Origin of the sequence: Moorena sp. SIO1F2 (genome assembly GCF_010672755.1) — a bacterium.
Classification (GTDB): domain Bacteria; phylum Cyanobacteriota; class Cyanobacteriia; order Cyanobacteriales; family Coleofasciculaceae; genus Moorena.
Genome location: NZ_JAAHFV010000051.1, coordinates 1 through 26,696 on the forward strand (window position 1 = coordinate 1; position 26,696 = coordinate 26,696).

Sequence of the window (26,696 nt, forward strand, 5' to 3'; positions counted from 1 at the left end):
TGGGGAGATGGGGAGATGGGGAGATGGGGAGATGGGGAGATGGGGAGATGGGGAGATCAGGATTAAGGGTTAATTGTTTATTACTATTTTAAAATTTCAATTATTAATTGAAATCCATAAATATTGGATTTATTGTAACCATTTTATGGTGTATTTTTTGATTAGTAAACTAGATATATCACGAAAACTAATACTACTTAATCATAACACCAAAAACTACTCGAATATCTTTCCTACTATTCCCTGTTGCCTATTCCCTGTTCCCTGTTCCCTGTTCCCTACTCCCGATTCCCGATTCCCGATTCCCGATTCCCCAAAACTAATTATTCCCCGTTCATGTCATAGATCGGTTCATTGTAGCCATCGTCACCAAAAGACCGGATTACTACTACATCAACTGTGCGATCGCATTTGCTGCAATCCCTAACTTGGTTAATCATCCACTGGATCGCTTGATCCACATCAGGACCACCACCCAAGTCAAAGGCAGGGCCATCTAAAGACAGATCAACATTAGGCGATTCACTAATTTGATAACGCTTGACCGTAGCAGCAGCAGGGAATGCTACTACTCCCAGCATGATCACGAAGACTAAAGCAGTAATAACTAAACGTTTCACTATTGTTATTCACCCTGAAAGCTTAACCGTTCAACCTTAACTCTTCTATTCCGATCTTGCACTAAGTTAAAAAGTTAACTTTAAAGGTAGGGAACAGGAAACATCGGAGATCCCCCTAAATCCCCCTTAAAAAAGGGGGACTTTGAGTATGGCTCCCCCCTTTTTTTAAGGGGGGCTGGGGGGGATCATAATCTTGCGGAAAACTTTGAAAACACTCCCTAGGGGGGCAAAATCATACCCATAATCAGCAACGCCCTCTCTTCCCGATTTCCGATTCCCGATTCCCGATTCCCGATTCCCGATTCCCGATTCCCGATTCCCATTAGCTAGCTGCCTGAGTTAACAAAGACTCTAATTGTCCCTTACCGTCTAAATCATACAACTCATCGCAACCGCCAATGTGTTGGTCATTGATAAAAATTTGGGGTACCGTTCGGCCTCCGTTGGCTCGTTCCGCCATCTGGTTTCTGGCATTGTCGTCCCCATCGATTTTATACTCGGTGTAGTCAACCCCTTTCCACCATAGCAATAGCTTCGCTCGGATACAGAAGGGGCACGCTTGCCAGGTGTAAATTTCCACATTGGCTTTCATCTGTTCTGGCTTGCGTCCTAGGATGGGATTGAGAAAATCGAGCATTGTTGGTTAATCCTATGTTGTTGAATCCTATTTAAGGATATACCATGGTTAGGGGATAGTTTAAATTAAGAAAAAGGAAAGAAATAGGATAATTTTTTGTGTTCTTATAAATCAGTATTTGGTTTGATTATTTGTTTTAAAATACTAGCTAGCAATGGGTGTAATGATGGTTACACAAACAATAGATAAATAATTGCTAAAATAGTTGTTTGGAAAGCTTTTTCATTCCACTCTATGCCCACCACCGACTGACATCCTGTATCGATTCAACAATTGCAGCCAGAGCTTCCTTGCCTCCCAACGAGATAATAGTTGGACTGAGATTAACTAGGTCTATTAAGAAGTCTTGGCGATCGTGACAAGCCAAGGTGTGAAGAAATTCTTGCCAAAGGGAAACGTCCTCTTGGAGGGAAAAGTGGGGATTTTTGATTAGTCCACTGAACGCTTCGGCTCGGTAATACTCAGACTGAATTGCCCGTGATGTTTCTAGGACTTCTGGGAGAAGGGTTTCCGGTAAATGTGGTGCTAGTTTACTCAAGACTATGGCTCGCATAAACTTATTGGTAAGTGCTCGTGCTGCATCTAGGGCTTCTGGTAGGATTTCCGGGAAATGTGGTGCTAGTTCACACAAGGTATTGGCTCGGCTCCACTCATCGGTAATGGCTCGTGCTGCATCTAGGGCTTCTGGTAAGATTTGAGGCAACTGTGGTGCTAGTTCACTCAAGGCATGGGCTTGGCTCCACTCATCGGTAATGGCTCGTGCTGCATCTAGGGCTTCTGGTAAGATTTGAGGCAACTGTGGTGTTAGCCTTATCAGGGCTGTGGCTCGACTGTGATCATGGGTAATGGCTCGTGCCTCTTCGAGGGCTTCTGGTAAGATTTCCGGTATTTTTGGCGCTAGTTCACTAAGTGCTCTGGCTCGACTGTGATCATTGATAATGGCTCGTGCTGCGTCTAGGGCTTCTGGTAAAATTTCCGACAACTGTGCTCCTATTTCATTCAAGGCATTGGCTCGATCTGTGTTATCGGTAATAGCCCGTGCCACTTCTAGGGCTTGTGAGAGTAGTGTTTCCCCCAACTGTGGTGCTAGTTTACTCAGTAATATAGCTCGCTCTTTGTTATCGGTAATGGCCTGTGCCGCTTCTAGGGCTTGTGGGAGCAACATTTCCGGCAACTGTGGTGCTAGTTCCCTCAGGCCATAGCCTCGGCTGAACTTACTGGTAATGGCTCGTGTCGCTTTTAGAGCTTCTGGTAAGATTTCCGGAAAATTTGGTGCTAGTTCACTCAAAGCTATGGCTCGGCTCGACTCATCGGTAGCTTGTGCTGCCTCTATCACTTCTGGTAGGATTTCTGGCAAATGCCGTGCTAATCTACTCAAGGCTCTGGCTCGGTCTGACTGATTGGTTGCCCGTGCCGCTTCCAGAGCTTCTGGTAGGATTTCCGGCAACTGTGGTGCTAGTTCACTCAGGGCATTGGCTCGGTCTATCTCATCGGTAATGGCTCGTGCTGCATCTAGGGCTTCTGGTAAGATTTCCGGCAACTGTGGTGCTAGTTCACTCAGGCGATAGACTCGGTCTAATTTATCGGTAATGGCTCGTGCAGCTTCTAGGGCTTCTGGTATAGTTTCGGGCAATTGTGGTGCTAGTCGAATCAGGACATAGGCTCGGTCTGATTTATCGGTAATGGCTCGTGCTACTTCTAGGGCTTCTGGTAAAATTTCCGGCAAACATGGTGCTAGTCCACTTAGAGCTCTGGCTCGATCCGACTGATCAATAATTGCCCGTGCGATTTTGAGGGCTTCTGAGAGTAATGTTTCCGGTAACTTTGGGGCTAGCTGTTTTAGTGCTTCTGCTCGATGAGTAGCATATTGTATTTGTTGAAGGTAAGCCAAAGCCTGAACTGGAGTCCAGATCTTTTTCTCTACCAGGGCTGCCATCAACTCTCCTGGAATATGCCCAAGGAAACTACTCAGAGAAGACACCATCAAGGCATAACGGCACTGCAAACTAATGGAACGAGTTGGTGAAGAGCAAAAAGCCTCTTCTGCTAACTGCCAAGCCTTGGCTAGATCTTTGACAAAGCCCCCCAGTTTATCCAAGCGTTCACAGGTTTCATACCAACCATTGCGTCCAGCCTCTGTTTCTTCCTGGAGCAGTTGGTGTACGTCCTCTACCCAACCCGCTTTTTCTAAATGCCAGGTCAGATAACTGTGACTATAGCCATCGTCTGGTAAGGTGTGCCATAACCCGTTTTGGTTTTTTTTGCGATAGCGCTCTAGGAGTTGACCATGGGCTTGGGGCCAGGTTAATCCCAAACCTGGTAAGCTACCCTCCCCCCCTGTAGCGGCTTGAGCCGTTAGCAACCGACGCGCCATGTCATGAACTAAGTCATGGAGCTGATAGGTGGGACTGCCATTAGTGGATTTACCAGAGAGCAGTAGAGCCTTTGACTTAAAATACTGTAAAGTCCTTCTGGCTTCCCTAGCACTAACATCCCACAAGGTTGTGCCTAAAGCCGGAGTAATCGAGACATCTTCTGGCAACACACCCAACCAGGCAAACTGCTGAAATTTTGCCGGTGGTAGTCGTCCTAGACTGAGATTAAAGGATGCCACTAGGCTGTAGTGCTTGCGTCGCTTTTGATCAACCTCTTGGGCACCTGGTAAATCTAAGGTTTCCAACCGGGCAATTTCCGTTTGTAGGTCAGTCAGTAACTCCTGCCAGGAAATACCATCTGCTATTTGTGCTGCGGCTAACTCCAGGGCTAGGGGTAAGTAGCCCACTGTTGTGGCTAGGGCTTGGGCTTGTTTGCGGTCTGACCCCTTGAGTTTAGAACCCCCATACTCTTCCAGTAAGGCTAAGGCTTGTGAGGGATTCATCACATCTAAATCATAGCGAGTCACTCCCACAATTTGAGCTTCACGAGTGGTCACTAAGACCCGGCACTTAGCACCACCAATCCGAAACGGTTCCACATGGTCTGGGTTCCAAGCGTCATCTACTACTAGCAACGTAGCCTTGTCAAACAGCAAGGTTTGTAAATGTCTAGAAGCAGCATTAGTATTAGTGGGTTTATAGTCATGGTCGCCCAGTGCTTGGATCCAACTACTGAGGAAAGACAGCAAATCTGGCTGCTGACCCAAGGTTGCCCACAGAATACCATCGGTAAAATGAGTCTGTACCTGTGGATCATGGGCAATAGCAGCAGCCAAGGTAGATTTACCAATCCCTCCTAAACCATAAATAGCGCTAACCACCAGAGTGCCGGTCTTAGCGGTCTGCTCTGACAGTAAGGATTGCTTCAAGGATTGGCTTACTTCTGGGCGCTGGATAAAGTAAGCTGGTAGGGGTGGGGCTTGGAAAGGAACCCCTGGCTTAGGACGAAGGGATTGGCAGGTTTTGGCAGGAGTAGCAGTTGCTTGTTCTTGCTGTTTGGATTTATCTGGTCGCTTACTGTCCCACTGTTGATTAAATATTTCTAGGTTTGTGGCTAGGTCTGGAGCGTAGAGTGTCAGGGTAAAATGCCTTTCTTCTGTTCCCTTCTTCTTGACACGGTTGTCTTCTAAAATTCCTAAGAAGTCTTCCATCCGCTGCAACGCTTCCACCACTTGATGCTTGCTGAGAGTACCTGGATAGTTATCGTTCTTGGTGAGTTGGATTAAATATCTGGTCTGAGTTTCAATTACTAGTTTTGGATTAGTTGAGGTTTTCTCTATCCAACGGAATTTAATATCGGGATTCCCCTGATTAGCGATGTCTTGGGCAAAAGAAACTAATGCTTTAAATAGACGTAGTGCTCTTTTTTGAACAGTAGGACCTAAAGTACGTCTGGGCATGCTATTGGGGGATGGGCAAGGAAAAAAAACTTGAGGGTTAGGGTAGGTTTTCCCAAAATTGCAGAAGCTACCCTCAACTAGTTTAGCCTTGATACACGGTGGTTGTAGCTACCCTCAACTAGCTGTTGCTTGTAGACACTACCCCCAGGTCACCATGGATTCAGTTAGGTAATCGAAGCAATACCATGAATGACCTCAAAGAGCAAGTCGTTGATAATCAAGGAGTTGACACCATAGCATTAGTCGAACAACCACAGCCCCTAATGGACAATCCTGCAATCTGGCTCAAGGATGGGGACAGTCCAGCGGAAATGATTTTAGCGATCGCAGTGTTAGTGGGAGCGCTGACTAGATTGATCCAGGTGGTGGGTCCTTGGTTTAAGAAGCAGGATGGGTGATCCCCCCTAACCCCAAAATTTTGGGTAGTAATGATATCAAAGTCCCCCAGAATTGGGGGATTTAGGGGGCAAACAAGAAATAGGCAGTGTGGGTGATCCCCCCTAACCCCCCTTAATAAGGGGGGAATTTGAAACTAAGGAGGGAAAAGGGTTTCAGTCACTGTTCCCGATTCCCGATTCCCGATTCCCGATTCCCGATCCCGATTCCCGATTCCCGATTCCCGATTCCCGATTCCCGATTCCCGATTCCCTGTTCCCTTCTACGAGAACCCACGCTCTGATAGACTTAAAGACTGTAAACAAATAATTAAGAAAATAAGCTCATCAAGCTTTTGGGAGAACGGGCGCTTTGGAAAATACACTAGGCTTAGAAATTATAGAAGTCGTAGAGAAAGCTGCGATCGCATCCGCCAAATGGATGGGTAAAGGGGAGAAAAACACTGCTGACCAAGTGGCTGTAGAAGCCATGCGGGAGCGGATGAACAAGATCTATATGCGGGGTCGCATTGTAATTGGAGAAGGGGAGCGGGATGATGCTCCCATGCTCTACATTGGTGAAGAAGTTGGGATTTGCACCCAAGAGAATGCTGCCGACTTCTGTAACCCAAGTGAGCTGATCGAAATTGATATTGCGGTTGACCCCTGCGAAGGCACCAACCTAGTTGCCTATGGCCAAAACGGTTCAATGGCAGTGCTAGCTATTTCCGAGAAAGGCGGTCTATTTGCTGCTCCTGACTTTTACATGAAGAAGCTGGCAGCACCACCCCAAGCATTGAATCATGTGGATATCAACAAGTCCGCAACGGAAAATCTGCAAATCCTCTCCGATTGTCTAGAGCGCTCCATTGAAGAACTAGTGGTGGTTGTGATGGACCGTTCCCGTCACAAGGACTTGATCCAGGAAATCCGGGGAGCTGGTGCTCGGGTGCGACTGATTAGTGACGGTGACGTTTCCGCCGCCATCTCCTGTGCCTTTTCTGGTACCAATATCCATGCCTTGATGGGAATCGGTGCTGCACCGGAAGGGGTAATCTCAGCAGCAGCAATGCGTGCCTTAGGGGGACACTTCCAAGGTCAGCTGATCTACGATCCTGCCATCGTGAAAACTGGTTTGATTGGGGAGAGCAAGGAAAGCAACATTGCCCGGCTCAACGAAATGGGTATTACCGATCCCGATAAGGTTTACAATGCTCAGGAACTAGCCTCTGGTGAGACCGTACTGTTTGCTGCTTGTGGTATCACCCCAGGAACCCTGATGGAAGGGGTTCGGTTCTTCCAAGGTGGAGCACGGACTCAAAGCCTAGTTATTTCCAGTCAGTCCAAGACCGCTCGATTTGTGGACACCGTCCATATGTTTGAACAGCCCAAGTATATCCAATTGAGCTAACTCTTAGGAAGAGGGTTGTAACCTTGTAGGTAAGCTATCAGCTATCAGCTATCAGCCGAATCCTTACCCCTGTAGCGCCTAGGGCGTGTCTTCTTGCCTCGGAGATCCCCCATTATCCCCCTTAAAAAAGGGGGACTTTGAGTATGGCTCCCCCCTTTTTTAAGGGGGGCTGGGGGGGATCATAATCTTGCGGAAAACTTTGAAAACACGCCCTAACTGCAACAGTAGTTCAAGCTTGAAGGAAGGTTTAAAACCTAGTTTAACCCTTCCTTCAAGTTCGTCTTAGGAAGGATTTGTAGTAAACATTTGTAGAAAACATTTGTAGAAAACATTTGTACCAACAAACCGATAAAGAATTACTAATATAACGGTTTTCAAACTAATAAAGTACACAATATTTTTTCCCTGTTCCCTATTCCCTATTCCCTATTCCCTACTCCTATCAAAACATTCCCATCAAAACCATGAACATTGCCGTAGTAGGTCTGAGCCACAAGACAGCACCGGTTGAAGTCAGAGAAAAACTGAGCATTCCAGAAGCCCAGTTAGAGACTGTGATGCCCCACTTATGTAGCTATCCTCATATAGAAGAGGTAGCGATACTGAGTACTTGTAATCGGTTGGAAGTTTATATAGTCACCACCGAAACTGATGCAGGAATTCGAGAATTGTGCCAGTTTCTCACAGAAAAAGCTGGCATTCCTCTAGCCAAGTTGCGCCCCCACCTATTTATTCTGTTGTATCAAGATGCAGTCATGCACTTAATGCGGGTTGCTGGAGGTCTAGATAGCCTAGTGTTAGGAGAAGGGCAAATTCTAGCTCAGGTCAAAACCACCCACAAACTTGGTCAGCAACACAAGGGAATCGGACGTCTACTGAATCGATTGTTTAAACAAGCAATTACAGCCGGTAAGCGAGTTCGCACGGAAACCAGTATTGGAACAGGGGCGGTCTCCATTAGCTCAGCAGCGGTAGAGTTAGCTCAGCAGAAGGTAGAGACCCTTTATGGCACCTCTTTGACCCCCTATAAAATAGCAATTATCGGTGCTGGCAAGATGTCGCGCTTGCTGGTGAAACATCTGCTGGCCAAAGGTGCCGTAGATATCTCAATTCTGAATCGTTCCACCAAACGGGCTGAAGAGTTAGCAAAAGCGTTTCCCAAAGCGGATCTAAAACTGGATTCGTTGTCAGATATGATGACAGTGGTTGCTCAGTCAGATATCGTATTTACTAGCACCGGTGCCACCGAACCACTGCTGACTCGGTCGAATTTAGAAGGAGTGTTGCAGACTAGCCAATCATTAATGCTAATTGATATTTCTGTGCCTCGTAATGTGGCAGCGGATGTTGATGAGCTAGAGACTGTCCACTCCTTCAACGTGGATGACTTAAAAGCAGTGGTAGCACAGAATCAGGAAAGCCGTCGTAAGATGGCCATGGAAGCAGAAGAACTCTTATACGAAGAAGTGGAAGCCTTTGACATCTGGTGGCGTTCCCTAGAAACCGTTTCTACCATTAGTAGCTTGCGCAGCAAGGTCGAAACCATCCGTGAGCAAGAGCTAGAGAAAGCTCTATCCCGTCTTGGGTCAGAATTTGCCGAAAAACATCAAGAAGTAATCGAAGCCTTAACCAGAGGGATTGTTAACAAAATCCTTCATGACCCGATGGTGCAATTACGAGCACAGCAAGATATTGAAACCCGACGCCTGGCGATGGAATCGTTACAAATGCTGTTTAATTTGGATACTGGCAAGCAAGCAATTTAGCAGCTTGTAGCTTGTAGGGTGGGCAAAAACAGTTTGGTTCAAATCAGTATTATAGATAACAGAACTTTGCCCACCAGGTCCGTAAAGTCTTGGGTTTTTGAGGAACCACGCTATCCTGGTAATGACTCAAAACTAAAGACCAATGACCAAACTCTTGCGCTGGGTTACTGGGCTACTAGGTTTATCGATAGCTTGGAATTTGCTATCTCACCTGGTAGCAGAAATTTTATGGTTCACGGAAGTGGATTATCTATCCGCTTTCGTGCTGCGTTTGCAGACCCAGCTGAGTTTGTGGGTAATTGTATTTATCCTATCATTGGGGTTTTTGGTGACGAATTTATCCTTAGCCAACCAATTCAAGCATCCGAAAAATTTAGCAGACCTCGAGATTACCTGGCTAAAAGGGTTTAAAACTCTTGACTCTTCATCTTTAACCCTTAACCAAACACAGTTAAACTCACCCTCCCCAATAGTGAGATCGGGAGTCAGACCAAGAGGAAAATTTTCTAGAAAACGCCCAGCCTTCAGATTGCGATCGCTTTTGCCATTTGCCCTAGCACTCAGTGTATTAGTTGGGGTGGTGCTGTTGTACTACGGAAAAATGGCCTTTTCTGTTTGGCATTTCAATCGGGAAACCTTGTCAGCCACCTTTCTGAGTGAAGCGACCCCCCCCCTACCGTCACCCTTGGGTTGGGTATCTCTCGGAAAGCTATTTTTATCGGAATCCAGAAGCCATCTAGTTTGGCAGCTGGGGATGATATCGGCAGTGATGGTAGGGCTAATGGTGAATACTCAGTTGTGGTTAAGAGTGATCGCCCTAGCACTAAGTTTTTCCTGGGCGATGGTGATCTCAGAACAATGGGGCAGAATTTTAGAGTATTTCTATCCCACTGCCTTTAACACTACCGAGCCACTATTTAGACAGGATATCGGCTTCTACGTATTTGGCGTACCGGTATGGCAACTATTGGATTTTTGGCTAGGGGGATTATTTCTCTTTGGTCTAGTTGCGGTATGGCTAATTTACTTAACCTCAGGCAATAGCCTCTCAGATGGTAAATTTCCAGGATTTTCCCAAAACCAACTACGGCACCTATATGGCCTTGGGTCTGCTGTGTCGGCAATCACAGCCTTCCACTATTGGTTTTCCCGGTACAATTTACTGTATTCAACCCGTGGTGTGGCTTACGGTGCAAGCTATACCAATGTCTCAGTCAAGTTGCCCTTTAATACAGGATTGAGCATTCTGGCCTTTGCGATCGCACTGTTGTTACTCTTGAGGTCAATTGTCTGGATACGCCGTCTGCCCACCAAAATACCAATAGCATTGTGGATACTCGGCTTATACCTAGGGATATGGGGAATTGCTGGGGTAATCTTACCCGCAGCAGTGCAACGGTTTAAAGTCGAACCCAACGAGTTAGCCTTAGAACGACCCTATATTGCTCGGACTATTGCCCTGACCAGAGCAGCCTTTGACCTCGATAGTGTTGAAGTTGAAACCTTTAACCCCCAAGGTAATCTGACCAGCACCGATCTAGAAAAAAATCACCTAACCATCGACAACATTCCCCTGTGGGATACCCGCCCCTTATTACAAAGTAATCGTCAGCTCCAACAACTGAGACTTTACTACAAATTTCCCGACGCCAATTTTGATCGCTACACCATTAAAGTTAATCCAAACCAGTTAAAGGCTGGGTTGAAGGCTGGGTTGAAGGCTGGGTTTAATGTTGAAAAGTTGAAGGTTGGCAAGTTGAAGGTTGATGAGAAGTTGAATGTTAGCAAGTTGAATGTTGACAGGTTGAATGTTGACAGGTTGAATCTTGACTGGTTGAATGTTGACTGGTTGAATCTTGACTGGTTGAATGTTGGCAAGTTGAAGGTTGATGAGAAGTTGAATGTTAGCAAGTTGAATGTTGATAGGTTGAATGTTGGCAGGTTGAATGTTGCCAGGTTGAATCTTGACTGGTTGAATCTTGACTGGTTGAATGTTGGCAAGTTGAAGGTTGAAAGTTCAAAAAACCCCCTTCAACCTGCTAACTTTAAACCTGCTAACTTTAAACCTGCTAACTTTAAACCTGCTAACTTTAAACCTGCTAACTTTAAACCTGCTAACTTTAAACCTGCTAACTTTAAACCTGCTAACTTTAAACCTGCTAACTTTAAACCTTCAACCAAACAACAAAATAACCTTAAACCTGCTAACTTTAAACCTGCTAACCTCAAACTAAATACAAAAACTCACAAACAACAAGTACTCATTGCTCCAAGGGAATTAGACTATGATGCTGTGCCCAAACAAGCACAAACTTGGGTTAACAAACACTTAGTCTATACCCATGGCTATGGCTTTACCCTCTCTGCTGTGAATCAGGTAGGAGAGGGAGGACTGCCATACTACTTTATTAAAGACATCGGTTCTGGTGGAGGTGAAGGGTTCAAAGGAAGCTTATATACATCCTCTCCAGAGATTCGTGATAGTATCCCCATTGGTCAACCCCGGATTTACTATGGAGAACTGACCAATAACTATATCATGACCTCCACCAAAACTCAGGAATTAGACTATCCCAGTGGAGACGACAACGTTTACAACACCTACGATGGCACTGGTGGTATTGCCCTAAACTCCTTTTGGCGGCGGTTAGTGTTTGCCCAGTATCTCAAAGACTGGCAGATGGTACTGACTGGGAATTTCACACCCGAAACACGGTTACTGTTTCGCCGTAATATTCGGCAACGGATTCAAGAGATCGCTCCCTTCTTACGCTATGACGCTGACCCCTACCTGGTAATTGCTGATACTTCTCAAGCTGAGTCAGGGGTCACTAAGAATTATCTCTACTGGATTGTGGATGGCTACACCACAAGCGATCGCTACCCCTATGCCGACCCAGGTGACAACCAGTTTAACTACATCCGTAACTCCGTAAAAGTGGTTATTGATGCCTACAATGGCGATGTTAGTTTCTACATAGCTGACCCAAAAGACCCGATTATTCAAACTTGGAGTAAGATTTTACCAAATTTCTTCAAGTCACTGGATCAGATGCCCACCAACCTGCGGACTCATCTGCGCTACCCCATTGATCTATTTAATATCCAATCCGAGCGCTTGCTAGCATATCACATGACTGACCCCCAGGTCTTTTACAACCAAGAGGATTTGTGGCGGATTCCCCAGGAAATTTATGCTGGTAAATCTCAACCAGTGGAACCCTACTACATTATCATGAAACTCCCCAAGGAGAAATCAGAAGAATTTATCTTGCTCCACCCCTATACACCTACAGGTCGTAATAATTTAATTGGTTGGCTAGCTGGTCGCTCTGATGGGGATCAATATGGCAAGTTACTCCTGTATCAGTTTCCCAAGCAACAACTCATCTATGGACCAGAGCAAATTGAAGCTCTGATTAATCAAGATCCAGTCATCTCTCAACAAATTTCCTTATGGAATCAAAAGGGGTCAAGAGCAGTTCAGGGGAATCTTTTGGTTATTCCCATCGAGCAATCGCTACTGTATGTTGAGCCATTGTATTTAGAAGCTGAGCAACATAGTCTGCCAACATTAGTGCGAGTTATTGTGGTTTATCAAAACCAGATTATTATGGCTCAAAATCTAGAAGAGGCACTTGATGCCATCTTTAAGCCAGAGCAAAGTAAGACATCAGCAATTGTACGTCCAGTCGAGGAAACTGCACTCCCTTAGCTAATCTAGCTAAATCCGGTTGTCATACCCTTAATAAAAATCTCCCCATCTCCCCAAACTTCCCAAACTTCCCACACTTCCCACACTCCTCAAACTTGCCACACTTCCGATGATGGGTATTCAACCAGAGTTGATATTATGGCTAAATTTCATGGCTAAATCTAAAATCTCTGGTAGAGACTCTAACCTTTGAGGGGAACATATCCATGCCGGAGAATTTGAGAAGCCAAGTGGTTACCCAAGGTGTTCAGCGAGCGCCTAACCGAGCCATGCTGAGGGCTGTTGGTTTCACTGATGACGATTTTACTAAGCCCATTGTTGGTCTTGCTAATGGCTACAGCACTATTACTCCGTGCAATTTGGGGTTAAATGATTTGGCCAAACGAGCAGAGGCGGGATTGACAACTGCTGGTGCTATGGCTCAAATGTTTGGTACAATTACGATTAGTGACGGGATTTCCATGGGAACGGAAGGGATGAAATATTCCCTGGTATCCCGGGAAGTAATTGCAGATTCCATTGAGACCGCTTGTAATGGCCAAAGTATGGATGGAGTTTTGGCCATTGGCGGCTGCGATAAGAATATGCCAGGGGCGATGATTGCCATTGCCAGGATGAATATCCCAGCAATTTTCGTTTATGGTGGCACGATTAAACCTGGACATCTAGATGGTGAAGATTTAACGGTAGTTAGTGCCTTTGAAGCGGTTGGGAAACACAGTGCTGGCAAGATTGATGACGCTAAACTCAAGGCGGTGGAACTCAACGCTTGCCCTGGTGCTGGTTCCTGTGGCGGCATGTTTACCGCTAATACTATGTCCTCTGCTTTTGAGGCAATGGGGATGAGTTTGCCCTATTCTTCTACCATGGCGGCGGAAGATGTTGAAAAAGCCGATAGTGCTGAGAAATCTGCTTTTGTGTTAGTCGAAGCAATTCGCCAGCAAATACTACCTAGGCATATTCTAACACGAAAGGCTTTTGAGAATGCGATCGCAGTAATTATGGCAGTAGGTGGTTCCACCAACTCCGTCTTGCATCTGTTAGGGATCGCCCATGCTGCTGGAGTAGCCTTATCCATTGATGACTTTGAAACCATCCGGGCTAAAGTACCAGTCCTGTGTGACCTCAAACCCAGTGGTCGCTATGTCACTGTCAATTTGCACCGCGCCGGGGGGATTCCCCAAGTGATGAAAATGCTGTTGGTCCATGATTTGCTCCATGGGGATGCTTTGACCATTTCCGGCCAAACTATAGCGGAAGTGTTAGCAGATGTACCTGATCAACCCCCTGCTGACCAAGATGTAATTCGTCCTTGGGATAATCCTGTGTATGCTCAAGGACACTTAGCGATTCTGAAAGGCAATCTAGCCACAGAAGGGTCAGTAGCAAAGATTACTGGGGTAAAAAATCCTCAAATCACCGGTCCAGCACGAGTATTTGAATCCGAGGAAGCCTGCTTAGATGCGATTCTGGCCGGTAAAATCAACTCTGGTGATGTGATTGTGGTGCGCTATGAAGGACCAAAGGGTGGCCCAGGCATGCGGGAAATGCTGGCTCCCACATCAGCCATTATTGGTGCTGGGTTAGGTGATTCGGTCGGATTAATTACCGATGGACGATTTTCTGGAGGTACTTATGGCATGGTAGTCGGTCATGTCGCACCAGAAGCAGCGGTTGGAGGTGCGATCGCATTAGTCCAGGAAGGGGATATGATTACCATTGATGCCCATCAGCGTTCCTTACAACTAAATGTGTCCGATCAAGAATTAGAGCAACGCCGTGCTAGTTGGCAAGCACCCAAGCCCCGTTATACCACAGGGGTATTGGCAAAGTATGCCACCTTAGTCTCTTCCAGTAGTGTCGGAGCAGTAACGGATTTAGATTTGGATTAACACTTATACACAGTTGCTATCTCCCTATCTATCTTTGACGAGCATCAAACCTAAGCATTCAGCTATCAGTTATCAGCTATAGCAGTCGCCAGGGCAGGCGCGGACATGACAAAAGTCTCAAACCTAAGTAAGCGCAAGAGTTTGACTTCTGACTTCTGACTTCTGACTTTTGACTTTTGCTATATCAGCTAATGGGCTACGGGCACGCTACTGTTCGCGCAGCGTGCCCGTAGCGCAATCGGTGCTTTTAGGTGCGACCCGTGGCGAATTAAATTCGCCAAGGTCAAGCGCACCTTTGAATAAAATAAGCTGACCACTGACCACTGACCGCTGACCACTGACCGCTGACCGCTGACCGCTGACCGCTGACCGCTGAATGCTTACAATGAAACAGCCCTGCCTTACGCGCGGGGGGTTACGGGGGATTCCTGCTCCCTAAAAGCCAGTAATTTGTAACTCACCCCATTGAAAACTGCTATATATGATGCATAACGCCCTGAAAAGGTTGTCTCAACATCAATTTGTACTTGGTTGGCTGCTAGGGGGGCTACTGTTTCGGTGTATCATTGCTTTCTGGCTTTACCCTGGTATTGATGAAGCCTATTACTATGTCTATAGCCTGCATCTAGACTGGAGTTATTTTGATCACCCAGTTTTAGTTGCCCTGACTACTGGCTTTGGGACTTGGATAACGGGAGAGGTTTCCCAATTCACTATTCGTCTGGGTGCCCTGATTTTGTATACAGGTAGCCTATTGCTACTGTATCTGACTAGCACTCATCTATTTAACACCAAAGCAGCTCGATTGACGTTAGCGATCGCTACCATTATTCCGATTTTTCAAATTGGCTTTGGTGTGCTTAGCTTACCCGATAGTCCCCTGATATTTTTCTGGTCAGCTAGTTTGTTATGTGCTGCTTACGAATTTTTTCCCCTAAGAGGGAAACATTCAAGGAAAAAATTCTCTAGTCAACCCAATAGTTTATATTACAATACTCCACACCCTAACCCCCACACCCTAACCCCTATTTATGATTCATACCGACCTAGCTATCGGTTAGCACTCCTAGGTATTTTAGTAGGTTTAGCTTGTCTAGGTAAATATCATGGCTTTGTTTTGGGATTAGGATTAGTTGGTTTTTGCTTAACGAGTCCACGTCATCGTTGTGCATTGTTGTCACCTTGGGCATGGCTAGGTTTAATGTTATTTATCATAACTATTTTTCCAATTTGGTACTGGAATATACAGCATGATTGGATATCGTTTACTTTCCATTTATCCACCCGTTTTAAACCAGAGCCAGAGGTACCTCAGCAGGGCTACAATTGGCTAAATGTATTAGTGATAGTTTTATCTGGGATAGCTTATCTTTTCCCTACGATGGCATTGCCGATGTGGTGGGTGAGTTTGCGATCGCTACTTGCTCAATTTACCGGGTATAGCAAGACATCAACATTGGAGTCAAGATTGATCCTATGGGTATCCCTACCCCTAGTTCTAGGCTTTACCCTCTTAGCAGGATATCACCAAATTTTGCCCACTTGGCCGATGCCAGGATTTTGGGGGATAACCTTACTACTAGGGCAACAGGCGCAACAGTGGCAAATGCGTTCGCCCTTAGGCGGGCACAAAGTGCGATCGCCCAACGGCGGGCACTTCCTGTCATCGCGCCGTTGGGTAAACCGATGGCTAAAGGGTTCAGCCATAGCAATAGCTAGCCTATTATTGTTTGTGCTGCTACATATCACTACAGGAACACTACAAAAATCCGGTCACTATGCTTTACTGGGGGGTTTTGTCTCTCCCAAGGATGACCCCTCTACAGAACTGATTGATATTCAGCAACTGCGACAAGGATTTGCTCAGTCTCCTGTCCTAAGTGAAGCATTACAAAAGTCTAGCTTTGTCTTTAGTAATGGGTATTATATCAGTGGGATCGTAGGGATGGCGATTACTCCCCTGACCTCTACACCAATTACCTGCTTGGGAGAGGATATGCGTGGTTTTATGGTCTGGTTCCAGCCGGAGCAATGGTTGGGTAAAGATGGACTATACGTTACTCTGGAGCGATTTCAAGAGTTGACAGATAGCTATCGAGCTTATTTTCAGGATATGCAGGAAATAGGGACAGTGCCGATTCGACGGGCTGGAGCAGTCACAGAGGTTTTCCATGTGTATTGGGCGACTAAGATGGTCAAGCCTTATCCTAGATAAGAGCTCGAATCAGTCACAGACCTAGGATTCAAGGTTTTCTCAGTCGCTCTGCACGGATACAGCCTCCCTCCCAATCCCACTTTGGGTCAGATTCATTTGGCTTATATTGCGCCCAAGGATTGCCACTCTCATCCTGATACAAGACTGTAATCTCGGCAGTAGCTCTACTTCCCCAAGGTGCTTTTACTCTAATCTGGTCTTGGCACTGGAAAACTTCACCCTCAGAATTAGTAACGCTCTTGAGTGCGATTTGGGGTTTGCGCTCAATTGAGGGTATTCTTTTGATGACTAATTTTTTTGGCGGTTCTGGTTCTGTCAAGTTTCTTGAGGAATTGTAGTATCGATTACTTTCTTTTATTTTAGACGCTAGATACTAGCAAGTCGCAAGGGGGTACCTTGGTCAGTAATCAGGGGTAATGACATCTTACCTGGCAACATCCCTACTTCCAAGCACATGCCATTATCTATCCTGGCAGGCTACATGATTGTTTATATTGAGGACAATAAAAAACCAAGCTACACTCCCCTATCGGATGAGTGTAGCTTGGTCCGTCATTCCAAATCGCCCTTTGCGATGGCACTTCGTGCCCGCCTAAGGGCGAACGCAAAGGGAAATTGTAAACAGCATCGCTGCCAAAACTGCTGCTACCGTCCGAACGTGATTCCAAAATGTCCAATCCGTCAGGAATCTTGCCCATAGGGTTGTAGCTTCAGTACTGTCTGGCGTGACGATCGCGAGGGCATCATTAAGCGGGATATTGCACGCGAAGGTCACGCCGATTGTGCCAATCAGATAAAGCAGAGTACCCGCCAGCCAATAGACAGCACCTGGTTGATGCCACTGCAGCAGTAACGAAATAGTTAGCAATGTGCAAGCAGCAGCGGTTCCCAGAAATGCCATCATAAACCAGGGATTGATCACAGTGATATTGATCGATTGCATGGTGGCAATACCTTGTGCTGGTGGTTGCTGAGCCAGAGCCTTCATCACAAAGGTCGAAAAGGCGAAGAAGATGCCAGCGGCCAGACCACTGCCGATTGCTGTTAACAGCATTAGAGAAAAGCGGAAGTTGTGAACAGTTACCATAAAGTCTCCTGGGAATTTTCGTGTTTTGTGAAAGTGTTTAATATCTAAGCGGTCAGCGGTCAGCCGTCAGCGGTCAGTTTTTGGCTGATATTTCATTAAGCATTCAGATGTTTGACATTCCTAAACTCCGAAACTCAGTCATAGCTTACTTTTGACTTCTGACTTCTAACTTCTGACTTGCGCTATAGCTGATAGCTGATAGCTGATAGCTGATAGCTGAATGCTTACTTCAATAGGACAAACTTGGTGTCTGGTGAATATACTTTTCATCTGCCAGTTGCTTCAATATGAAATCAGCGACATCAGCACGAGAAATTTTGAGTTTTGATGTCTTATCGTTACTTGGAAAACCGTGTCGATATTTGCCAGTGCGATTCCCATCTACAAAGGCTCCAGGACGAACAATTGTCCAGTCTAGACTGCTTTGCTGAACATAGTTCTCTTGCCTTTGATGATCAGCAAACACGTGTCGTAACAGGAATCCAAACATGATATACTTCCAGAAAAAGTTCAGATTTTCCCAACTATCTCCTGCTCCAAGGGTTGATTGGCAGATAAAGCGTCGGATTCCTGCTTTTTCCATGGCGTGAATGATCTGTTGTGTTCCCTCTGACCGGATTGTCCCTGTCATCTTCTGACCTGCTCCGAGTACACACACCACTGCTTCTTGACCTTGGACCGCCTTCTCCACTGAAGTGACATCCATGACATCCCCCTGAACAACCTTGAGATTTGCGTGGTTGATATCTAGCTTGGCGGGATTCCGTGCAAATGCTGTAACCCTGTGTCCCTGCTCAAGGGCCTGTTCCACAACCTGCCGACCTGTACCACCGGTTGAACCAAAAATAAGTATATTCATCTTGTTGATACTTTCTGCTTAACAATCACCCTTACAGCTTAGAAAGGCGATTGATGCTAAGCTGTCTAGTTCTTGTGGTACTATCACAATCTTGCGATCGCTTTTCACGTTTTTGCTGGAAAGCACCCCAAGCTGACTATAATCGGAACTAGACGCACTGGAGTTGGATAATGAAAAATCCTGCTATCCAACAGCCTGAAACCAATGGCTCATCCCACAAGTCTCGCCAAACTCAAAGCTGGGAAAATATTCGAGTCCAACACTTCCAACATCCTGCTGGAGAGGGAAATTGTCATTACAATGATGAGCATACCCTTTCTATCTCCCTTGCTCCTCGTCCTGTTCGCTTGCTGCAAATTCAGGCAGGCAAGACATACACAGGGCTGTATAAAAAAGGAGACATGTCCATTACCCCTGCCAAGACACCGTTTTTTGCTCGGTGGGACAGTGATGATAATTACTTGCAGATTCGGCTTAAATCTCAGTTTATTCAAAGCGTAGCTAGCCAAACCCTTGAACAGAATCCCGATCGGCTAGAATTACTGCCTGAATTTCGGACTCGCAATCCACAGATTGAAGCGATCGCAATCATGCTACTGACTGAACTTCAACAGGAATCTAATGGCAGCACACTTTACATAGATTCTCTGGCTAACGTCTTAGCAGTGAATTTACTGAGGCAACACGCAGCTACCAAACCTCAGTTGCCAATTTACCAGGGTGGCTTACCCCTGCGTCAACTACAGCAAATTATAGATTACATTGATACAAATTTAGATCGAGATATTAAACTAGCAGAATTAGCTCGATTGCTAGACATGAGCCAATTCCATTTCAGCCGTCTATTTAAGCAGTCAATTGGCATGTCTCCCTACCAATACTTGATTCAGCAACGGGTAGAACGGGCGAAGCAGTTGTTGAAACTAAAAGACCGATTAATTGTGGACATTGCCTTAGAGTGTGGGTTCAACAGCCACAGCCATTTGAGCAAAAAGTTTCGAGAATTTACCGGCATGACACCGAAAGCTTACAGAGCAAATTAATCCTCTTATCGTGAGTATCCCCTTCGGAAACTAACTCTAGCAATTATCATAATCATGAGGTACACAGGATGTTTAACCACTCCCTCCATAATAGCACCCGGGATTAACACTCCCAAAAATATTTTTACTGCTCCCTGCTCCCTGCTCCCTGCTCCCTAAAATCCAATAATTAGTACCTCATAGACTTGATAAATGCTATATGATACAGTATGACCCATTGCAGTATTTACCCTCTGCAGAAGAGCTACCAGATTCCGACGATACCCCTGTGGATAATGAATTACAAATCCTAATTCCCACTCTATTAAGAGCAGTACTCTCTTCGCTGTGGTCAGAGCGCCAAGATTGGTTCCTAGGGGTAAACATGGGAGTTTACTATAAACCGAAAGAACCGGCTATTGTGCCTGATGGTTTCCTAAGTCTAGGGGTAGTGCGACGTAAGAGTGCAAAGGGAAGGCTCAGCTATGTCCTATGGGAAGAAAATTATATCGTTCCCCAATGGGTGTTAGAAGTCGTTTCTCAAACGCCAGGGGGTGAGTATGACCAGAAGCTGGAAAAATACGCTCAACTAGGAGTACTCAATTACACCATTTATAATCCCCACCATTGGCGACGGGATAAGCATGAGCCGTTGGAGGTGTATCGCTTGGTAGACGGGCAATATATCAGACAATCCGGTGAACCGATAGAGATACCAGAACTAGGCTTGTTAATTGGACGAGAACAAGGGATATACGAGGGATGGCAACGAGAGTGGTTATACTGGTACGATTACCAAGGAAATCGGTTATTGACACCAGAGCAAATTGCACAACAGGAATATCAACGAGCTCAACGGTTAGCGGATTATCTCAAAACAATGGGGATTGATCCAGAAACCCTACCGTGAATGGGAATCCTAACCGTCAATCTTTGATCAACCTTTGATTGATCATAATCCATAGTGGATCAATTTAAAACCCGACTTTCCGGATATAGGGTAAAAGGGATTGCTATACTAACCACAGCATAGATGGTAAAAAAGCGAGATTTGTTGTAAGATATGCAGCCCACTGACGCCAACAAGTTTACTGATAAAGCCTGGGAAGCGATTGTTAAATCTCAAGATGTCGCCCGTCGCTGCAAAAATCAACAGCTGGAAGTCGAACACGTTGCGATCGCATTGTTGGAACAAGATGGGCTACCCAATCGAATTCTATCCCGTATCACTGTTGATGTTAACCGGTTTCAGCAACAACTGGAAAATTTTGCTAACCGCCAACCTAAGGTCGCTAACCTAGACCAATTGTACCTGGGTCGTGCTTTAGACGTGATGCTCGATAATGCGGAAGCCTATCGCAAGGCTTTGCAGGATGACTATATTGCAGTAGAACATCTGTTACTGGCTTTAGCGGTGGATGAACGGGTAGGACGCCGCTTGCTCAAAACCTATAACCAGGATGCGGCAAAGCTCGAAGCCGCCATTAAAGCCATCCGAGGCTCTCAAAAGGTCACAGACCAAAATCCCGAATCCCGTTACGAAGCCTTGGAAAAATACGGGCGGGATTTGACCGAAGCCGCTCAAGCCGGAAAACTTGACCCAGTGATTGGTCGGGATGAAGAAATTCGTCGGGTGGTTCAGGTGCTCTCTCGTCGGTCCAAAAATAACCCCGTGTTGATTGGAGAGCCAGGGGTAGGAAAAACTGCGATCGCAGAAGGACTAGCCCAACGAATTGTGAATGGGGATGTCCCAGAATCCCTGAAAAACCGCCAGCTGATTTCCTTAGATATGGGCAGCTTGATTGCAGGTGCTAAATATCGGGGGGAATTTGAAGACCGACTTAGAGCTGTACTCAGGGAAGTGACCCACTCAGATGGTCAAATTGTCCTGTTTATCGATGAATTGCACACCGTAGTCGGAGCTGGTGCTAGCGGTGGCACTATGGATGCAGGGAATTTACTCAAACCAATGCTAGCTCGGGGAGAATTGCGTTGTATTGGAGCAACTACCCTTGATGAGTACCGTAAGCATATTGAAAAGGATGCTGCTCTAGAACGTAGGTTTCAGCAAGTCTATGTTAAGCAACCAACTGTAGAAGACACCATTTCGATTTTGCGGGGACTCAAAGAACGCTATGAAGTCCATCACGGGGTTAATATAACCGACTCAGCCTTGGTAGCAGCAGCTACCTTATCCCAGCGCTACATTAGTGACCGATTTTTACCCGATAAAGCCATTGATTTGGTGGATGAGGCTGCAGCCAAAATCAAAATGGAAATTACCTCCAAGCCAGTAGAATTGGAAGCGACTGACCGCAGGCTGATGCAGCTGGAAATGGAAAAGTTATCTCTAGAAGGGGAAGATAAGCGAACCACTGCCACCACCGCCACCTATAGTTCTGCCCAAGAACGGTTAGAGCGCATTGAAAAAGAAATTGTGGTTTTACGGGGAAAACAGGAACAACTCAATAAACAATGGCAATCGGAAAAGCAACTGTTACAAGACATCAGTGCCTTAAAAGAGGAAGAAGAACACTTAAGGGTACAAGTGGAACAGGCAGAACGGAATTATGACCTGAATAAGGCAGCCCAGCTAAAATATGGCAAATTAGAAGCTTTACAGCGGGACCGGGAAGCCAAAGAAAGTATGATGCTGGAACTCCAATCGGGAGGTAGTGCTCTGTTGCGAGAACAAGTCAGTGAATCCGATATTGCCGAAATTGTGGCCAAATGGACCGGAATTCCCCTGAAGCGATTGCTGGAATCAGAGCGCCAGAAGTTATTACAGCTGGAAGGACATTTACATAAACGGGTGATTGGGCAAACAGAAGCCGTTTCAGCTGTATCTGCTGCCATTCGTCGCGCTAGAGCAGGGATGAAAGATCCCGGGCGTCCCATTGGTTCCTTCTTGTTTATGGGACCAACTGGGGTCGGTAAAACCGAATTAGCTAGAGCACTGGCACAGTTTCTGTTTGACAGCGAAGAAGCTTTGGTGCGGATTGATATGTCCGAGTATATGGAAAAACACGCAGTTTCTCGGTTAGTAGGTGCCCCACCAGGATATGTAGGGTATGAAGAAGGAGGACAACTGTCAGAGTCCGTGCGTAGGCGTCCTTACTCAGTAGTATTGCTCGATGAGGTGGAAAAGGCACACCGGGATGTATTTAACATTTTGTTACAGGTACTTGACGACGGACGAATTACCGACTCCCAAGGCAGAACCGTCGATTTCCGGAATACCATTATTGTCATGACCAGCAATATTGGTAGTGAGCATATTTTGGGAGTAGCTGGGGATGATTCCAAGTATGAGGAAATGCGCAAACGAGTGACAGAGTCCTTGCGATCGCATTTTCGCCCAGAATTTGTGAACCGGGTCGATGATGTGATCATATTCCATACCCTAACCAAGGATGAATTGCGGAAAATTGTCGGGATTCAACTCAAACGGATTGAGCGGCTGTTGGCAGAGCAAAAGATTACCCTGGCAATGTCTGAGCAAGCTCAAGATTATCTGACCGACGCTGGATATGATCCCGTCTATGGTGCTCGTCCCTTGAAGCGGGCAATTCAGCGGGAGTTAGAAAATCCCATTGCTACTAAGATTTTAGAAAATATGTTTATCGAAGGGGATACCATTTTCATTGATTGTGGAGATCAGGGGCTTACATTTAGTAATAAAGTACCCAGTAAACCAGTAACAGCTAGTGAATCAGTTGTTCCAGCGGTTAGTTAAGAGCAGGGAGCAGGGAGCAGGGAGCAGGGAGCAGGGAGCAGGGAGCAGGGAATAGGGAACAGGGAACAGGGAACAGGGAACAGGGAACAGAGGGAACAGGGAACAGGGGGAAGAGTTTGGGTTACCTGGATCTGCACCTTCAAAGCCCTGGAAACCACAACCGTTGGTGATCTGACTCCCCGCGCCCCTGCCCCACACTTCCCCATCTCCCCATCTCCCCCTCTCCCCATCTCCCCATCTCCCCATCTCCCCATCTCCCCACACCTTTAAAACTGGAAGTAAAGAAATTCCGAAACTCGGTTAAGAGATAGTAGGCAAAATGTAGCGATTAAGCCAATACCTGTTGCCCAGTACCAGCTAGGCTTGAAGTGTTCCATGATTTGCTGGGTATTAGGCAAAAAGGTAACCCCTAGGATTAGTCCGAATAGTACCATAAAGGTCTTTTCTAAACCTATAGGTGGCAGAAGAACGTTCATCTCTTGCCACTCCTGAAATTGGATGCCTAAGGGGGTTAACCAACCCAAGGTATTTTGATAAGTAGTAGGTAAGATAACGCCCTTGAGTCCTACCATTGCCTGTAATATTCCTAAACCATCACTAATACTAGTTGCCCGAAACAATACCCACGTACTCACCACTGCTAAAAATGTCAGGATCCAGGCTATAATTTTCGGCATCGATAGCTTCATTTGCCGCCAGCTATGATTAATTACCAGAAATAAGCCATGGAGTCCCCCCCAAATCACAAATGTCCAGCCAGCACCATGCCACAATCCTCCGAGAAGCATTGTGGCTAATAAGTTACCATATTGACGTAGACGACCGCGACGATTACCACCAAGAGGAATATAGAGGTAATCCCGGAGAAAATTGGATAAGGTAATGTGCCAACGTCGCCAGAAGTCACTGATAGATCTCGCTTTGTAGGGTGAATTAAAGTTAATCGGTAGGCGGATATTTGTGATTAATCCTAAGCCAATGGCCATGTCAGAGTAGCCGGAAAAATCGAAATACAGTTGAAAGGTATAACTCAATGCCCCAACCCAGGCTTCTACAAAGCTGAGTTGGTCAGTATTGTTAAAAATAGTGGCTACCCAGGGAGATAGATTATCTGCGATCGCAACTTTTTTACCTAAACCTAGGATAAAGAGGCTCAGCCCCATTCCCATATTTTTCCAGGAAAACAGGCTATTGCGTAACTTTTCAAACTGGGGCAATAGTTCATCGTAACGGAGAATTGGACCGGCTATCAGTTGGGGAAAGAAAGACACAAACAGGCTATAGGTCATAAAATTATACCTACACTTTTTCGTTTCCCCACGATAAGCATCAACAATATAGGCAATTTGGGTAAAGCTATAAAAAGAAATTGCTAAGGGGAGTAAGATTGGTGGAATAGTGATACTTGTGCCTAAAATATAGTTTAATGAATCTACGAAAAAATTAGCATATTTGAAATAGCCCAAAATCGCTAAGTTAAAGCAAATACCTATCCAAAGCAGCAGTTTCGTTTGCTGTTTATAACTAATTACTGTAGATACTAGGCTTGAGATTTTATCGGGTTTATCAGGAGCCGCATTATCCTCTCCACTTCCTTCGTCTAACAGAATTACTAGCTTCTCTATCTGTTTACCAATGACATAGTTACCACTAATTGAAATTATTAACAGAGGCAGATAAGCAATTTTCCAATAACCATAAAAAAATAGGGATGCCAACGTCATCCATACCCAGGTTGCTTTAACCACACGGAAGCGACTTAAGCCAAAAAAAACCACCAGGGTAATGGGAAGAAAGCCGAAGATGAAAGCGTATGAGTTGAATAACACGGTAGATGACTCTTGGTAAGTAGGAAATGCTAGGAATATTGCTGTTTGTTAACAGTCAATAGTGAATAGTTAACACTAAATAGTAAAAACGAAACAGTAAACAGTCAACACTAAAGAGTCAACGGTCAACACTCAAAAAATTTTTGGATAAGGGAAAATAATTTTATAAACACCCTGCATGTCCCTTACCTAGTCCGGTGTCAATGGTTCTAGTCAATGACGTCCATACTCAAAGGTTTTTAGGTAAGGGAAAATAATTTGTAAACACCCTGCATCTCCCTTACCTTGTCTAGACCACGAGTTATATGGGTAAGTTCACCCATGCTGGCCAATGGGATCGCCCTTGAATTCCAGGAAAATACAGTTGTTGATCTTATCATAATTATGATTGAGTGGGTGAAGGAGGTTCTCTCCATCAATCTCAAATCACCAATCAGGATATCTCAGGATATCAAATTATGCTTCTATTAGTTGAGCCAATTTGGCAAAATTGTGGTGATTTACTAACAAAGCTAGATGAGCTAGTTCTATGGCTGTTGACTTTACTGTAGCGATTCCGACCTATAATGGGGCGAAGCGTTTACCATTACTGCTCGAACGACTGCGATCGCAAACTTTCCTCAACTCCATCAGTTGGGAAATTATTGTTGTTGACAACAATAGTAGCGATGATACTGCCCAGGTTATTCAAGACTATCAAAGCAATTGGGATTTATCTGTCCCCTTAAGATATTGTTTTGAACTCGAACAAGGATCAGCATTTGCCAGGTTGCGAGCTGTCCAGGAGGCTAAAGGTGAATTAATCGGTTTTTTAGATGATGACAATTTACCTGATCCCAACTGGATTGCTGCAGCCTATAGCTTTGGTCAAAAGTATCCTAAGGCAGGAGCCTACAGTGGTCAAATTCACGGTGATTTTGAAGTCGAACCCCCAGAAAATTTTGATCCCATCAAGCAATTTCTCGCAATTCGGGAACATGGACCAAACCCCCATCCCTTTCAACCCGAGCAAATCAGGCTACCCCCAGGGGCAAGCTTAGTCGTTCGTAGACAAGCTTGGCTCGATAGTGTGCCACCTCGTCCCAGTTTGACAGGCAAACTACCCGGATTATTCGTCCAGGGGGATGATTATGAGCCATTGCTGTATATGTACAAAGCAGGTTGGGAAATTTGGTATAACCCAGCCATGCATAGCTATCATCAGATTCCCCAGTGGCGTCTTCAGAGAGATTACTTGCTCACTCTCGCTCGTGGCTGTGGTTTGGCCACATGTCAGCTCCGCCTGATTAATGCTACCTTTTGGCAAAAGCCTATAGTAATTACCAAAACCTTATTGGGAAATTTGCGCCGATTTATCCTACATTTCCTTAAGTATCGAGGACAATTTAAAACTAATCTCATTGCTGCCTTTGAACTAGAATTCTTCTGGGGCAGTTTGCTCAGTCCATTTTTTACTATTAGAAAGCTTTTACAAAATAAGGGAACAGGGAACAGGGAACAGGGAACAGTGGAAAATAATAGTTGACGCACATACTATCATTATAACACTTTTTTAATAGGTATGTTTAGATAAAAAAAAATCATATTCAATGAAGTACAAAAACTAATTTTTCCGACTCCCGATTCCCGATTCCCGATTCCCGATTCCCGATTCCCTATTCCCTACTCCCTACTCCCTACTCCCTACTCCCTACTCCC

19 protein-coding genes are annotated in these 26,696 nt (G+C 45.5%); 11 read left to right on the top strand and 8 right to left on the bottom strand.

The genetic code is table 11. The features are described 5' to 3' along the window. Positions 1–323 precede the first annotated feature (323 nt). From F6J94_RS09385 to F6J94_RS09395, 3 genes are all read right to left on the bottom strand, one after another. The gene (locus tag F6J94_RS09385; RefSeq protein ID WP_293039374.1) at positions 324–620 is read right to left on the bottom strand and encodes a hypothetical protein; all 297 of its coding nucleotides are present in this window, start codon (positions 618–620) and stop codon (positions 324–326) included. A gap of 322 nt (positions 621–942) precedes the next feature. After that, entirely contained in the window at positions 943–1,257 is a 315-nt protein-coding gene (grxC, locus tag F6J94_RS09390; protein WP_293039377.1) for a glutaredoxin 3, read from the bottom strand. A gap of 232 nt (positions 1,258–1,489) precedes the next feature. Next, positions 1,490–5,092: an NB-ARC domain-containing protein gene (locus F6J94_RS09395; RefSeq protein ID WP_293039380.1), complete on the bottom strand. Its 3,603-nt coding sequence runs from the start codon at positions 5,090–5,092 to the stop codon at positions 1,490–1,492. A 185-nt stretch (positions 5,093–5,277) separates the two neighbouring features. Between F6J94_RS09395 and F6J94_RS09400 the strand changes: the two genes are divergently transcribed. From F6J94_RS09400 to F6J94_RS09430, 7 genes are all read left to right on the top strand, one after another. Next, the gene (locus F6J94_RS09400; RefSeq protein WP_293039383.1) at positions 5,278–5,490 is read left to right on the top strand and encodes a hypothetical protein; all 213 of its coding nucleotides are present in this window, start codon (positions 5,278–5,280) and stop codon (positions 5,488–5,490) included. A gap of 128 nt (positions 5,491–5,618) precedes the next feature. Next, positions 5,619–5,771, top strand: coding sequence for a hypothetical protein (locus tag F6J94_RS09405; protein ID WP_293039386.1), 153 nt, complete (start codon positions 5,619–5,621; stop codon positions 5,769–5,771). Positions 5,772–5,839: 68 nt separating this feature from the next. Continuing rightward, on the top strand, positions 5,840–6,877 hold the full coding sequence (gene glpX / locus F6J94_RS09410) for a class II fructose-bisphosphatase (protein ID WP_293018135.1): 1,038 nt from the start codon (positions 5,840–5,842) through the stop codon (positions 6,875–6,877). Positions 6,878–7,341: 464 nt separating this feature from the next. Next, complete coding sequence (locus F6J94_RS09415) at positions 7,342–8,643, top strand: glutamyl-tRNA reductase (RefSeq protein ID WP_293039389.1); 1,302 nt, start codon at positions 7,342–7,344, stop codon at positions 8,641–8,643. A gap of 142 nt (positions 8,644–8,785) precedes the next feature. Beyond that, entirely contained in the window at positions 8,786–12,358 is a 3,573-nt protein-coding gene (locus tag F6J94_RS09420) for a UPF0182 family protein (RefSeq protein ID WP_293039391.1), read from the top strand. A 206-nt stretch (positions 12,359–12,564) separates the two neighbouring features. Then, complete coding sequence (ilvD, locus tag F6J94_RS09425) at positions 12,565–14,250, top strand: dihydroxy-acid dehydratase (protein ID WP_293039394.1); 1,686 nt, start codon at positions 12,565–12,567, stop codon at positions 14,248–14,250. A gap of 505 nt (positions 14,251–14,755) precedes the next feature. Then, positions 14,756–16,465: a glycosyltransferase family 39 protein gene (locus F6J94_RS09430; RefSeq protein ID WP_293039397.1), complete on the top strand. Its 1,710-nt coding sequence runs from the start codon at positions 14,756–14,758 to the stop codon at positions 16,463–16,465. Positions 16,466–16,493: 28 nt separating this feature from the next. On the opposite strand, the gene F6J94_RS09435 is transcribed toward F6J94_RS09430, so the two are convergent. From F6J94_RS09435 to F6J94_RS09445, 3 genes are all read right to left on the bottom strand, one after another. Beyond that, complete coding sequence (locus F6J94_RS09435) at positions 16,494–16,784, bottom strand: hypothetical protein (protein ID WP_293039400.1); 291 nt, start codon at positions 16,782–16,784, stop codon at positions 16,494–16,496. Between the two features lie 273 nt (positions 16,785–17,057). Continuing rightward, positions 17,058–17,552: an anthrone oxygenase family protein gene (locus tag F6J94_RS09440; protein WP_293039403.1), complete on the bottom strand. Its 495-nt coding sequence runs from the start codon at positions 17,550–17,552 to the stop codon at positions 17,058–17,060. Between the two features lie 229 nt (positions 17,553–17,781). Next, a complete protein-coding gene (locus F6J94_RS09445; protein ID WP_293039406.1) occupies positions 17,782–18,411 on the bottom strand; it encodes an NAD(P)-dependent oxidoreductase in 630 nt (209 codons plus the stop codon). A gap of 170 nt (positions 18,412–18,581) precedes the next feature. Here F6J94_RS09445 and F6J94_RS09450 point away from each other — a divergent pair, with 170 nt between their 5' ends. The 3 genes from F6J94_RS09450 (at position 18,582) to clpB (ending at position 23,169) form a co-directional block, all read left to right on the top strand. Next, positions 18,582–19,454, top strand: a complete 873-nt coding sequence (locus F6J94_RS09450) for a helix-turn-helix domain-containing protein (RefSeq protein ID WP_293039409.1) — start codon at positions 18,582–18,584, stop codon at positions 19,452–19,454. 199 nt (positions 19,455–19,653) lie between these two features. Next, positions 19,654–20,343: a Uma2 family endonuclease gene (locus F6J94_RS09455; protein ID WP_293039412.1), complete on the top strand. Its 690-nt coding sequence runs from the start codon at positions 19,654–19,656 to the stop codon at positions 20,341–20,343. Positions 20,344–20,496: 153 nt separating this feature from the next. Beyond that, complete coding sequence (gene clpB, locus F6J94_RS09460; RefSeq protein ID WP_293039415.1) at positions 20,497–23,169, top strand: ATP-dependent chaperone ClpB; 2,673 nt, start codon at positions 20,497–20,499, stop codon at positions 23,167–23,169. Here the strand turns inward: clpB and F6J94_RS09465 are convergent. After that, positions 23,146–23,415: a hypothetical protein gene (locus F6J94_RS09465; protein ID WP_293039418.1), complete on the bottom strand. Its 270-nt coding sequence runs from the start codon at positions 23,413–23,415 to the stop codon at positions 23,146–23,148. The two genes, clpB and F6J94_RS09465, sit on opposite strands and share 24 nt — an antisense overlap. A gap of 20 nt (positions 23,416–23,435) precedes the next feature. Further along, a complete protein-coding gene (locus F6J94_RS09470) occupies positions 23,436–24,998 on the bottom strand; it encodes an MBOAT family protein (RefSeq protein WP_293028003.1) in 1,563 nt (520 codons plus the stop codon). A 529-nt stretch (positions 24,999–25,527) separates the two neighbouring features. Here F6J94_RS09470 and hpsE point away from each other — a divergent pair. Then, positions 25,528–26,523 carry a hormogonium polysaccharide biosynthesis glycosyltransferase HpsE gene (gene hpsE, locus F6J94_RS09475; protein ID WP_293028001.1) on the top strand — a complete coding sequence of 332 codons (996 nt, stop codon included), beginning with the start codon at positions 25,528–25,530 and terminating at the stop codon, positions 26,521–26,523. Positions 26,524–26,696 lie beyond the last annotated feature (173 nt).